General features: G+C 59.4%; 13 protein-coding genes. 5 read left to right on the top strand and 8 right to left on the bottom strand.

Features of this window, described 5'->3' with window-relative positions:
- Positions 1-156: 156 nt before the first annotated feature.
- Genes NCN04_RS03430 through ruvB form a run of 4 tightly spaced genes read right to left on the bottom strand, consistent with a single transcriptional unit; the run spans position 157 to position 3,441 of the window.
- Positions 157-387 carry a DUF3188 domain-containing protein gene (locus NCN04_RS03430; protein WP_048347704.1) on the bottom strand — a complete coding sequence of 77 codons (231 nt, stop codon included), beginning with the start codon at positions 385-387 and terminating at the stop codon, positions 157-159.
- Positions 384-1,559, bottom strand: a complete 1,176-nt coding sequence (locus NCN04_RS03425) for an amidohydrolase (protein WP_250395184.1) — start codon at positions 1,557-1,559, stop codon at positions 384-386. The genes NCN04_RS03430 and NCN04_RS03425 overlap by 4 nt, the downstream gene beginning before the upstream one ends.
- Complete coding sequence (locus NCN04_RS03420; protein WP_250395183.1) at positions 1,556-2,365, bottom strand: tetratricopeptide repeat protein; 810 nt, start codon at positions 2,363-2,365, stop codon at positions 1,556-1,558. Before NCN04_RS03420 ends, NCN04_RS03425 begins: the two co-directional genes overlap by 4 nt.
- Positions 2,362-3,441 (bottom strand): Holliday junction branch migration DNA helicase RuvB, encoded by a 1,080-nt coding sequence (gene ruvB / locus NCN04_RS03415; RefSeq protein ID WP_250395182.1) that lies wholly within the window; start codon positions 3,439-3,441, stop codon positions 2,362-2,364. Before ruvB ends, NCN04_RS03420 begins: the two co-directional genes overlap by 4 nt.
- A gap of 64 nt (positions 3,442-3,505) precedes the next feature.
- Here ruvB and smpB point away from each other — a divergent pair, with 64 nt between their 5' ends.
- Complete coding sequence (gene smpB, locus NCN04_RS03410; RefSeq protein WP_048347700.1) at positions 3,506-4,000, top strand: SsrA-binding protein SmpB; 495 nt, start codon at positions 3,506-3,508, stop codon at positions 3,998-4,000.
- Here smpB and NCN04_RS03405 read toward each other — a convergent pair.
- Positions 3,994-6,072 carry a serine/threonine protein kinase gene (locus tag NCN04_RS03405; protein ID WP_250395181.1) on the bottom strand — a complete coding sequence of 693 codons (2,079 nt, stop codon included), beginning with the start codon at positions 6,070-6,072 and terminating at the stop codon, positions 3,994-3,996. The genes smpB and NCN04_RS03405 overlap by 7 nt on opposite strands.
- A gap of 97 nt (positions 6,073-6,169) precedes the next feature.
- Here NCN04_RS03405 and egtB point away from each other — a divergent pair, with 97 nt between their 5' ends.
- From egtB to NCN04_RS03385, 4 genes are read left to right on the top strand one after another with little or no spacing between them, the layout of a single operon-like run.
- Positions 6,170-7,387: an ergothioneine biosynthesis protein EgtB gene (gene egtB / locus NCN04_RS03400; RefSeq protein ID WP_250395180.1), complete on the top strand. Its 1,218-nt coding sequence runs from the start codon at positions 6,170-6,172 to the stop codon at positions 7,385-7,387.
- The gene (gene egtD, locus NCN04_RS03395) at positions 7,384-8,376 is read left to right on the top strand and encodes an L-histidine N(alpha)-methyltransferase (RefSeq protein ID WP_250395179.1); all 993 of its coding nucleotides are present in this window, start codon (positions 7,384-7,386) and stop codon (positions 8,374-8,376) included. The genes egtB and egtD overlap by 4 nt, the downstream gene beginning before the upstream one ends.
- Positions 8,377-8,403: 27 nt before the next feature.
- Positions 8,404-8,637 (top strand): hercynine metabolism small protein, encoded by a 234-nt coding sequence (locus NCN04_RS03390; RefSeq protein ID WP_250395178.1) that lies wholly within the window; start codon positions 8,404-8,406, stop codon positions 8,635-8,637.
- The gene (locus NCN04_RS03385) at positions 8,634-9,119 is read left to right on the top strand and encodes a hercynine metabolism protein (protein WP_250395177.1); all 486 of its coding nucleotides are present in this window, start codon (positions 8,634-8,636) and stop codon (positions 9,117-9,119) included. The genes NCN04_RS03390 and NCN04_RS03385 overlap by 4 nt, the downstream gene beginning before the upstream one ends.
- A 22-nt stretch (positions 9,120-9,141) precedes the next feature.
- Here NCN04_RS03385 and NCN04_RS03380 read toward each other — a convergent pair whose 3' ends face one another.
- The 3 genes from NCN04_RS03380 to rpaB all read right to left on the bottom strand — a co-directional run bounded on the left by NCN04_RS03380 (position 9,142) and on the right by rpaB (position 11,758).
- Positions 9,142-9,405: a DUF8660 family protein gene (locus tag NCN04_RS03380; RefSeq protein ID WP_006042532.1), complete on the bottom strand. Its 264-nt coding sequence runs from the start codon at positions 9,403-9,405 to the stop codon at positions 9,142-9,144.
- A gap of 44 nt (positions 9,406-9,449) precedes the next feature.
- A complete protein-coding gene (gene lysS / locus NCN04_RS03375; RefSeq protein WP_250395176.1) occupies positions 9,450-10,919 on the bottom strand; it encodes a lysine--tRNA ligase in 1,470 nt (489 codons plus the stop codon).
- Positions 10,920-10,990: 71 nt separating this feature from the next.
- Positions 10,991-11,758 carry a response regulator transcription factor RpaB gene (gene rpaB / locus NCN04_RS03370; protein WP_250395175.1) on the bottom strand — a complete coding sequence of 256 codons (768 nt, stop codon included), beginning with the start codon at positions 11,756-11,758 and terminating at the stop codon, positions 10,991-10,993.
- Positions 11,759-11,933 lie beyond the last annotated feature (175 nt).

Here is an 11,933-nt window from a genome sequence, read left to right as displayed (position 1 = left end):
AAGATCAGCAGTGGAATCACAACACTGTCGTTGTCTGAAGTGGGCAGCGCTCGCAATTTGGCCAGTGCTGGCATTGCTTGCACAGGGTCACCGGAGGCGATCGCTGCGCGCAACTCCTCAGGGTTGGGTGCGCTCTGTTCAGGGGTGCTGGTCATCTCAATCCTCCTGAGAACGGGTGGTGCGCAAGGCGATCAACAACTGATGGCGGCGATGACGACGGCCCACCACTGCATGGATCACCAAACCAGATCCCACAAGGATGGCAGGAAGTGCTTGCCAACGGTCGGGCCCCTCTCGCTGCAGCATCGCCGACACACCAAGCAGCACCATCAAGGGTGCTGCCAGCGACAACACAATGTGGATCCTTGTCCTGGATTGACGGCTCATGGTATGGGAGTCCAAGCCAACATCGCAGCGGTCAAGACCTGCACTCCCACGCCTAAGGCTCCTTCCTCAGGGTTGAAATGGCCGTTATGGAGCGCTGCACATCCATCGGGTCCTGCCACCCCCAATCGAAACATGGTGCCGGGGACGTCCTGCAACAGTTCGGCAAAATCCTCGGCGCCGAGCGAAGGCTGCTCTAAGCGTTGCACCTGCGCTGCCCCCAGTTGTTCAACGGCACTGCGCTCGAGCAAGGCAGTGAGGGCGGGATCGTTGCGAACGGGGGGTGCAATGCAGCGGTAGCGAACCCGGGCGGTGGCACCAAAGCTCCCACAAATGGCTTGCACCGTCTCCTCAATCCAGGCCGGTAACCGTTCATGGAGATCCGCGCAAAGACAGCGAACCGTGCCCAGGAGGGTCACCCGGTCTGCAATCACATTGAAAGCTTTACCACCTTCGATTTTCCCAAAGCTCACCACCACCGGATTCAAGGCATCCAAGCGACGACTGATTGCCTCCTGCAATCCTGTGACCACTCGCGCTGCAATCCAAATCGCATCGAGAGATTGATGGGGCCTCGCTCCATGACCGCCTTCACCGATCACTTCGATTTCCAGTTCTCCAGCAGCAGCCGTCAAACTGCCGCTGCGTACACCGATGGTGCCCACTGGCAATGTTGGGAACACATGCACTCCAAACAAGGCGTTGAGCCCATCGGTGGCGCCATCAGCGCGCATCCAGCGGGCACCTTGGGCAAGCTCCTCAGCAGGCTGAAACAAAAGGCGCATCCCCACTGGCAAGGACGTCTCCTGCGCCAACAGGCGTGCAACCCCCAAGCCGATACAACTATGCAAGTCATGACCGCAGGCATGCATGACCCCTTGCCGCAAGGAGGCATAAGGCAAGCCCGTGCGCTCCTCGACGGGTAAGGCGTCCATATCCACGCGCAACCCCAACTGCGGACCGGTCTGAGGCCCAAGCTCCGCCATCACACCGGTGCGCCCCACCCCTTCACGAACACGCCACCCGCACTGACGCAACTCTCCAGAAATCAGGGCGGCGGTTTGGTGCTCTTCGCCACTCAGTTCCGGATGGGCATGAAGATGGCGTCGCAGCTCGATCAACTCGGGCAAGATCGCTTCAAGGCGCTGCTTGAGGGGGGGAGAGGTGGTGGTCATGGACTCTCCAGAGCCAGAAAACGCTGTAAATCAGCAACAGGGCGTGGCGGCCAGCGACGGACCTGCAGCAACCAATCGGCTTCGCGATAACTGGGATCCAAGCCAGAAGCCGCCGCCCAGTTGCTTTCGGCCTCGCCCTTAGAACCGCGGATCCAAAGCAAAGCACTTAATCCAGCTCGCGCATCAGCAAACATCGGATAACGACGGATCAAGTTGCGCATCTCCCTCTCAGCCTCGTCAAAGGCCTCGAGTTGGTAGAGGGCCAAGGCCCGGCTGGAGCGTGCCATCGCAAAGCCAGGACGGGCCTCAGCCGCGCGCCCATAGAGGGTTTCAGCGGATTCCCAATCGCCTTCAGAGCCGCGCACATTGCCGAGGTTGTAGAGCGCCGAAGCATCTTCAGGATCCCTCTTCAAAATCCAGTTGTAATCCTGCTCGGCTGCCGTCCACTGCTGCAAGGCTTCCTCAGCCGTGCCTCGATTGAGGTGGGGGTCAGATTCTTCCGGAGCAAGCGCAATGGCCTGGGTTTGATCGGCGATCGCCCCCTCGGTGTCACCTAAGACAAGACGCACATTGCCGCGGTTGCTCCAGGCAGCCGCATCATCAGGAGCCAGCTCCAGCACCCGATCCCATCCCTCGAGGGCCTGCTGAGGGTCACCCTGACGGCTGAAGCGCAGGGCCTGTTCAAACAATTGACGGTGCTGATCCTTGGGAAGCGATTCCGCAACAGCTGGATCAGCCCCAAGCAACACCACAACCCCGAAGGCAACCAACAAGACGGAGACCCAACGCTTGAGATCAAAGCTCATGCCGCATCCCCCTCATCCGCTGGCCAACCGAGATGGACTCGACCAGCAGCGGTCACCACGCGACCACGGGGGGTGCGCTGAAGAAAGCCCAGCTGCAGCAAATAGGGCTCCACCACGGCTTCCAGGGTGGTGGGGTCCTCACCAAGCGCCGCGGCCAAAGTATCGAGACCTACGGGGCCGCCTCCATGGGACTGAAGCAACAGCTCCAGAAGGCGCCGGTCACAGGCATCAAGGCCCTTCCCATCCACACGATGCAGCGTGAGTGCTTCATCCACCAACTGCATCTCGATGCATCCCGACACCTCACGCACACAGGCCACATCCCGCACCCGGCGCAAGAGTCGGTTAGCGATCCGGGGAGTGCCACGACACCGTCGGGCAATCTCTGCGCAAGCCTCAGGCGAAAGCTGCAGGGTCAACAGACCAGCAGCCCGCATCACGATCGCTTGTAGATCCTCGTGTCCATAAAATTCCAGGCGCTGAATCAGTCCAAAGCGATCCCGCAGGGGAGAGCTCAGCGCACCAGCCCTTGTGGTGGCGCCCACCAGCGTGAAGGGCGGCAACTCCAGGGCTCTTGTTCGCGCCGTACTTCCTTTGCCAACGGTGAGATCAAGGCGGCGGTCTTCCATCGCCGGATAGAGGAGCTCCTCAGCAACGCGGGTGAGCCGATGAATCTCATCAATAAAGAGCACCTCTTTTGGCTGCAGGTTTACGAGCAGGCCAACAATGTCGCGAGGGCGCTCAAGGGCCGGAGCGCTGGTGATCCTGCAGGTCACCCCCAGTTCTTCAGCCAACACCATCGCCATGGTGGTTTTACCCAAACCGGGAGGGCCATACAGCAAGACATGGTCCAGGGCCTCACCCCGACCCATCGCCGCTTGGATGGCAATCCCCAGCACTTGCTTGAGTTCGCGCTGACCGATGTAATCGTCGAGACGACGAGGCCTGAGGCCATCTTCCTTCGTCGCACTGAGCTCTGCCGAATCATCCAGTTGACGCGCTGCATCCACCACCCGCGAAGGCTTCGGTCGGGGAGCGCCCTTGGAGGGGTCAGCGTTGGAAGAAACAATCGCCATGGTCGCAGGGTACCGATAGCTGGATAAGGTCGGAAGACCGATCGGCCGTGGGGCCTGACGTGAGATGGGCAAGGGAGGCGGCAAGAAGAGTGCAGCAGCAAGAGCAGCGGCGAATCGCCTGCTGGCCGACAACCGGCTGGCGCGGCATCAGTACGAGATCCTTGAAACCCTAGAAACGGGAATCGAGCTTCTGGGGACCGAAGTGAAGTCGGTGCGGGCGGGGCAGGCCAATCTGCGGGATGGCTTCTGCCTGATCAGACGGGGAGAGCTGCATCTCCACAACGTTCACATCTCCCCGCACACCCACGCCAGCCGCTATTTCAATCACGACCCCCTCAGGGTGAGGCGCCTCCTTGCCCATCGCCGCGAAATCGACAAATTGCGAGGACACCTCGAACAAAAAGGGCTCGCCCTGATTCCACTCAACCTGCACCTGCAGGGGTCATGGATCAAGGTGACCATCGGCCTGGGCAAGGGGCGCAAGCTTCATGACAAGCGGGCCGCAGCCAAAGACAAACAGGTCAAGAAAGAAACACGGGATGCCATCGCCCGCTACTGACTGCGAAGCCCAGCAGAGGACGCTGCTTCTGGGACTCGATCGCCCTCCGGTTGAGCAGATGGCTCTTGGAGGGCTTGCTCTTGGGAGACGTCCTCCTTCACGCCTGCTGGCTTCGGGCCAGGGGGCTCCGGCAACGCTTCGACAGGCCCCTGCACCCCTGTCGCCGGATCGGCAATCGGATTGAGATCCACTCTTGGCAGTGGTTTCGACACTACTTTCGGCAAAGGGGTCGGATTCTGGAGGTCAGCTCGAGAGGACAAGGTCAGCAGCCCGGAGGCGACGCCTTCATTCGTTACGAGCACCTGGACAGGCGTGCCCACATCAGCCGCCAGGGAGACCACTCGCAAAGGCCCCCGTTCAGCTGCCACAGAGCCGTCAGAGGCATAAACGGTCATCTGCATCAACGGCGTTCCGTTAATACCGAGCACCAGCCGACGGTTGGCCGGAACCTGAATGGAAATCAGGCGGGCGCTATCGGCTGGTACCCGACTGGACAGGACGGTGGCCATCTCAGTCCCAGCCTTCACCGTTTCAATCTTGACCTCTTCCAGACTGCGCAAGGCGGCGGCATACCAAAGCTGCCGGAACGGTTCTGGTGGCTTGGTTCCAGAGGCCACACCCGGCAACAGGCTGTTGGCGGCCACGGAGACCAGCTGTTCCACCACCCTGTCATTGACCCCTTGGGCGACCAAGGCCTGACGCTGAGTCTGCCAATCCTTTGAATCGAGTGTCCCCAGTCGACGACGCAAACCTGGAGGCAACTGTTCCACCCTTGCCAACCACTCGTTGGCCAACTCGTTCCAAACCTTGCGTAGAGGCGCATCCTCGAGGGAATCACTGGGCAAGCGACCGCTTCGCTCCGGGAATCGGGCTAACAAGCTGGCATCCACAAGCTGCAAGAACCAGCTGCGGTCCACCTGCAGAGCCCTAAGCCGACTCAGAAATTGTTGACGCTGATCCACCTCTGCTGGCGGAAGGCTGGCCGTTGGCGAGCGGCCCACCACATCTCGATCAGTGGAGGGCACACCAGCTGGAGCGTTGCCACGGCTGAGCAGAAACCAACCGATGGCAGTCCCCACCACGGCTGACAACAAGAGGGCAATCACCACGGGCCATAACCGTCCTTCCGCGGCCACTTGGCGCTCGTCGGCGCGCTGACGTCGGCGTGGCTCAGGGGAAGAGGAACGAACAGCCGGCGGTTCCACGGAAGGAAGCTCAGCAGAGGCCGTCACCACAGGCGCAAGCACAACCGTTCGAGCGGAACTGGGCATGGGCCCCGTCGATTCAGGCATAGGAACCGCTTTCAAGGCCTGCAGAACCTCCGAGGCCTGCTCAAAACGGCGACCTGGCAGCTCACTCAACATCCGTTCCAACACGTCGCGGAAGCCTTCATGGAGCTCGAGGGCTGGGGGACATTGCCATTCACTGGCATCCGCCGGCAGCAAAGCCTCCGGCGCCCGTCCGTCCAGCAAGGTCAGTGCGGTCACGCCGAGAGCATGCAAATCCATCCATGGCGCAGCCATTTCGCCGCGGCCTTGCCCCCTTGGCGAATAGCTGGCCGTGGCTCCTAACAGCGGAGCGGTTCCCAGGTTTTGCAGCAGGCCAAAATCCAGCAAAACCGGCAGCCCATCCTGATCACGGCGCAGAAGATTGCTCGGATTGATATCTCCATGGACCAGTCCCTTGCCATGGAGAACGCCCAACACGGGAAGGAGCTGACGCAACAACAGCAACACTTCGCCGCCACCGAAGACCAGCTGACGCTCACGCCGCTGCTGCTGAATCAACCCAAAGCTGGATCCTTCCTGCCACTCCCTGACCAGCCAGAGCGAATCCAATTCTTCCAGGAGTCCTCCGAAGCGTGGAATCAGCGGGTGGAGAACCGATTGCATCGCCGGCCAAAGCTGGCGAAACCGCTCTTTTGCATTGGAATCCTGAAGCTGCCGTAATGCCACTGACGCATCGGAGGCCAACACGTCGGTTCCACGCCACAGGCGTCCCTGGGGTGCAGACGCATCTGACGTCAGACATTGATCCAAGCGGTAGCGCGCAGACAGCAGCGTGCCGATCACAACGACATGGCCTTAATGGGGTGATGGTAGGGGGAGTTTTGCGAAAGCACCTGCAGCGTGGCCTCACTAAGGTCACTGTCCCGAACATCAACCTGCCATGGACTCCGGCACGCTGCTCAGCCGGCTGATGGACGTGCGCCGCACCAGCGAAGTGTTGATTGAGCCGCTTGAGGCCGAAGACCTCTGCCTTCAGGGCATGGCTGATGCGAGCCCTCCCAAATGGCATCTCGCCCATACCACCTGGTTTTTCGAAACCTTTGTGCTGATCCCGCACTGCCCTGATTACGAGCGGGCTGATCCACGCTGGAACTATCTGTTCAACTCCTATTACGACGCGGTTGGCGCTCGGCAACCCAGACCTCAACGGGGCTTACTCAGCAGGCCGCCGATAGCAGAGGTGATCGCATGGCGGCACAAGGTGAATCAGGCCCTGGAACACCTGCTCAAACGCAGCGTCGATTCCCCTTGGTTGGTTCTCGTGGAACTGGGCCTTCAGCACGAGCAACAGCACCAGGAGTTGATGTTGATGGATCTTCTCGATGCCTTCAGCCGTCAGCCCTTAGAGCCGGCCTACCGAACGGATTGGCAAGAGCCCGCAGGCGCTTCCAACGACGGCACAGCTCCCGTTTGGCTGGAGTGTGCGGGGGGCCTGGTGGAGATCGGCCAGGACATCCAACACCACAACACCCACCATTCCCATCGCTTCCATTTCGACAATGAGGAGCCACGTCATCGCGTTTGGCTCGAGCCCTATGCCCTGGCCGATCGCTTGGTGAGCAACGGCGAATACAAAGCTTTTATCGAGGACGGCGGATACGAGCGCCCCGAACTCTGGATGAGTGAAGGCTGGGCCATCTGCTCAGAGCGACAGTGGAAGGCACCGCGCTACTGGCGCCAGCAGCTTGATCCAACAGCCTGGTCCTGGGAGTTCACCCTGGCCGGACGCTGCCCGTTAGAAGCCCATCGCCCAGTCCGCCATCTCAGCTGGTTTGAAGCGGATGCCTATGCACGCTGGGCTGGATCTCGCCTCCCAACGGAAGCCGAGTGGGAAACGGCCGCACTGGAGCAGGGGCAGCAGCTCAAGCAAAGCCATGCTGAGCTTTGGCAATGGACCGCAAGTCCTTACAGGCCCTATCCGGGGTTTCAAGCGGCCCAAGGAGCCGTTGGCGAGTACAACGGCAAGTTCATGACCTCCCAATTTGTGTTGCGGGGCAGCAGTCAGCTCACCCCGAAGGGCCATGCCCGTAACACCTACCGCAACTTTTTTGCTCCCTCTAGCCGCTGGATGGCGGCTGGCCTGCGCTTGGCCCGATGACCACAACCTCACAACAAACGGATCAAACAACTGATCCAACAACCGAACTGATCGACCTCCATCCGCCAGCAGCGGATATGCAACAGCTCGTCCGGATCGGTCTCAACCGATGTCCGCGCCAACTCCCGGCCTGGTTTCTCTATGACGAGGAGGGCTCTCGCCTCTTCGATCGCATCTGCCAACTACCCGAATACAGCCTCACCCGCACCGAAATTGCTTTGCTCGAGGCGCGTGCCCCCGAGATTGCAGCCGCGATCGGTGACGGCGTGATTATTGAATTCGGGGCTGGAAGCGCCCAAAAAGTTGGCCCCCTTCTCGATGCGATCCATCCCGCGGCCTACGTGGCCCTCGACATCAGTGCGGAGCACTTACGCAAAGCCACCACAGCACTGCAGCAAAGTCACCCAGGGGTGCCAATGCTGGGAATTTGCTGCGATCACAGCACGCTGACAGCATTGCCGGAACACCCATTGCTACGAGACCAACGACGCATCGGTTTCTTTCCTGGCAGCTCGCTCGGCAATTTTGAACAGCACGATGCCGTTCGCGTGCTCCGCCATTTCAAGCAATTGCTGAATGGGGGACCTCTCCTTCTTGGTCTGGACCAACCCAAAAGCAAGATCCGCCTAGAAGCGGCCTACAACGACGCCACTGGCATCTCAGCAGACTTCGCACGCAACTTGCTGCATCGCCTCAATGCCGATTTGGGAGCGAATTTTGACCCGCAATGCTTTTCGTACCAAGCGCGTTGGCAAGCCGACCAACAGCGAGTGGAGATGGCCTTGATCAGCAGCTGCAACCAAGTTGTCAGGATCGCCGGTGACCGTTGGACCTTCGAATGCGATGAACCACTGATCACTGAATACAGCCTCAAATACAGCCCTGAGCGGGCTGTTGCGTTAGCGCAACAGGCCGGATGGCACTGGGTTCGCCGCTGGCATGATCCAGATGACGATCTTTCCTTGCATCTCTTAGAGGCCCCAGACTGAGATCCAACCCTTCATCCCTGCTGAGCCATGAGTCGCGACGAGCAACGGGCCACAGTTCGCCTCCAACGTGAAACCCTGATGGAAGAGCTAGAAGCGGTGTATCGCAATGCCTTCGATCGCCTGGGTGCACTGGAGCTCGGGGAGGGATCAGTCGCTCGTCTCACCCAGCTGTTGCTTCGTTCACGGGAAGGTGCGATCAATCCGCTGGAACAGGAAATCGAAGCTCCATTGATCACACGCGCACCGGATCAAATCCCATGAGTCCCACCTGGCTGGACAACCTCGAACGCGGCTTGGAGGAACGGCTTGAACAGTTTTTGCGCAGCAATCCAAGTCAGGATCAACTTCTACGCGAACAGCATCTCCAGGACCGCCAAAGGGATCTGCACAACCGTCGCGGGCAACAGCAACTCCAAGCGAGGGAATTACGCCGCCAGCTGCTCACCCTCGCCGAACAGGTCCAAGCCTGGACAACGCGTAGCGAGAAAGCACGAAGGGCTAGTGCCCTTGAACTCGCACAACGGGCGGATCAACACGTTGCTGCTCTGATGCAGCAAGGTCGCGAGCTCTGGGAGGAGTTCGAGGCACTTGGGCTTCAGTTCGCCGAACTCGAAGCGCAGCTCAACAGCCTTAAAACCCAGGAAAAACAGTCCACATCCAGGCGCAGCCTTGATGAGGATTGGGCCTTATTTGAAGCACAGCAAGAGCTTGAAGAACTGAGGCGCAATCAAGGCCTCAACTAATCGAACTTGAGATTGCTCTCGATCAAGCCTTCGGTGCGGGAGGCTCGAGGCTCACGTTTTCAGGCGGAGGGGTGGGGTCTGGATCAGCAATCAGCATGTGCTGGAGCACAATCTCAGGTCGCTCACTATCGCGCCAGCGGATGCGATAAGCGGGCATCTTGGTGCCTCGGCTCGTGGTCTGCTCCACTGGCTCCATCACCCATCCGCGACGGGAACGTCCCTGCGGATTGCGCTTGACCACCGCATCGGCGTGTTTGAAGCGGAAACCTACGCGCTCACCACTCATGGGAATTGGACCCTGCCACTGGGTTAATTATCCATGCTGACAGGTCACCCCTCAGGTCGCATCAATGGGAAGGCAATGACATCACGAATCGAGGGGCTGTCAGTCAGCAACATCACCAGGCGATCAATGCCAATTCCAAGTCCACCCGTAGGGGGCATCCCCACTTCGAGGGCCTGGATGAAATCCTCATCCACTCCGCTGGCTTCCACATCTCCGGCAGCACGACGTTCCTGCTGGAGCTCCATGCGGCCTCTTTGATCCAAAGGATCCGTGAGCTCACTGAAGGCATTGGCCGTTTCTCGTCCCACAATGAATAACTCAAACCGCTCCACAAGCCCTGGCTTGCTGCGGTGTTTACGCGCCAGGGGTGAAATTTCCTGGGGGTAATCGAGCACAAAGGTGGGCTGAATCAAATTGGGCTCCACAGCATGCTCAAACGCTTCGTTCAACAGCCGTCCAACGGTGTCGGCCTTATCCGGCGTCGGGAGATTGGCCGCTTGCATCGCCTTCACAGCCGCTTCACGGGTCTCGAAGCAGGTGAAATCAAGGCCGGTGGCCTCCTGCACGAGTTCATGCATCGTGGCGCGCCTCCAGGACGGCGTCAGGTCCACCTCCACGCCCTGGTAGCTGATGCGGGTTGTACCGCATACCTGCTCACAAACCGAAGCGATTAGCTGTTCGGTGAGCGCCATCATGTCGTTGTAATCGGCATAGGCCTGATACACCTCCACCGACGTGAATTCAGGGTTATGACGCGTGCTCACCCCTTCGTTGCGAAAGATCCGCCCGAGCTCATAGACCCGTTCAAATCCACCCACCACGAGCCGTTTGAGATGGAGCTCCGTGGCAATCCGCAAGTAGAGAGGCAGATCGAGGGTGTTGTGGTGCGTGATGAACGGCCGCGCCTCAGCGCCTCCGGCTTCGGACTGCAAGACCGGTGTTTCGATCTCTAGAAAGTCGCGTTCATCCAACCAACGGCGGATCGCACTCACGGCCATCGCCCGACGACGGAACGTCTCACGGGACTGCGGCGTCACGATCAAATCCAGATAGCGCTGTCGATAGCGCTTTTCCACATCCGCGAGACCATGCCACTTATCTGGCAATGGCTGCAGCGCTTTGGTGAGCATCTGCCATTCGCTCACCTTGACGGACAATTCACCCCGATCCGTACGGCGCAAGATGCCGTGAACCCCGATGAGGTCACCTGCATCCACCAAGGAACTGAGCTGAGCAAAGCTGTCGCCCAGCGTTGCTTTCTCGAGGAACAACTGGATCGTTCCCGTTTCGTCCGCCAGCGTGAAAAACGCAAGCTTGCCCATCACCCGGCGCGTCATCACCCGACCAGCAACCGAAACCTTCAGGTCTCGCTCGGTGCCATTTGCAAGATCAGCGTGATCGGATTGCAGGCGAGCCATGCGATCGGTCAGATCAAAACGCAATGCATACGGCTCTTGCCCCTGTTCTTTGAGAGCATTCGCCTTCTCCAAGCGGGTCTCACGAAGTTCAGACAAGAGAGAAGAAGCAGTCGGGCGCCATCCTGCCCCGCGGCGGGCACAAGAGCGAACGGATCACGCCAAATTCATCAAACTGCTGCAGGTGCTCCTGCAGGTTCACCCATGCGTTGGGACGCGTAGCCGATCCCTCTCACCGTCAGGATCAGTTCAGGATTGCGCGGGTCGGGCTCGAGCTTGCCTCGCAGGCGTGCCACATACACGTCAACAACCCTCAGATCAGCCGCACGTCGGGGCGGATAGCCCCAAAGCTGCTCAAGGATTTCGGCCCTAGGGACCACATGACCTGGGTCGCGGAAGAGCAATTCAAGAAGGCTGAATTCTGTGTAAGTCAGAGCAATGCGTTCGGTTCCCCGATTCACCTGACGGCGATTGGTGTCGACCACTAAATCTCCAACACGCATCACGCCTTGGCCACTGGGAATCTCGCGGGGCTCAACGGTGGCAGAACCAGACCCCACCCGTCTCAGGATCGTGGAGATGCGGGCTTCAAGTTCCTTTGGGCTAAAGGGCTTTGGAAGATAATCGTCTGCTCCAAGGTCAAGGCCTGCCACGCGTTCGGAGATGGACTCCAAGGCCGAGAGAAAAATAATCGGGACGCACGACTCAGCACGTAAACGCCTGCAGACCGCAAAGCCATCCATTTTGGGAAGCATCACGTCGAGAACGACGAGATCCGGCGATTCACTGTGAAACATTTCCAACGCCTCCTCACCATCTTCAGCAGAGACGACGTTGTAACCAGCCAATTGCAGACGCATCAACAAAACCCGTCTCACTGCGGGTTCGTCGTCCACCACAAGAATGGTTCCTTTTGCAGAAGGCCCATCTGTGGGCATCGCAACACATTGTGAAGAGAATTGACTCTACCGGTCGGCGTGAACAGTTGGTGAGCAGCCAAAAGTCAGGGGCTCAGGCTTTCGATTGTTTTTATGTTTTGAATTCAACGGAACCCATCACTGCAACTCGTGACGGCATTAGGGCCATCGCGCCTCTGAGTAACGGTTCCACTGC

The organism is Synechococcus sp. MU1655, from assembly GCF_023630655.1.
GTDB lineage: Bacteria > Cyanobacteriota > Cyanobacteriia > PCC-6307 > Cyanobiaceae > Synechococcus_C.
The sequence above is the reverse complement of the archived record's forward strand: the minus strand, read 5'-3'. Positions and strand labels throughout refer to the sequence as shown.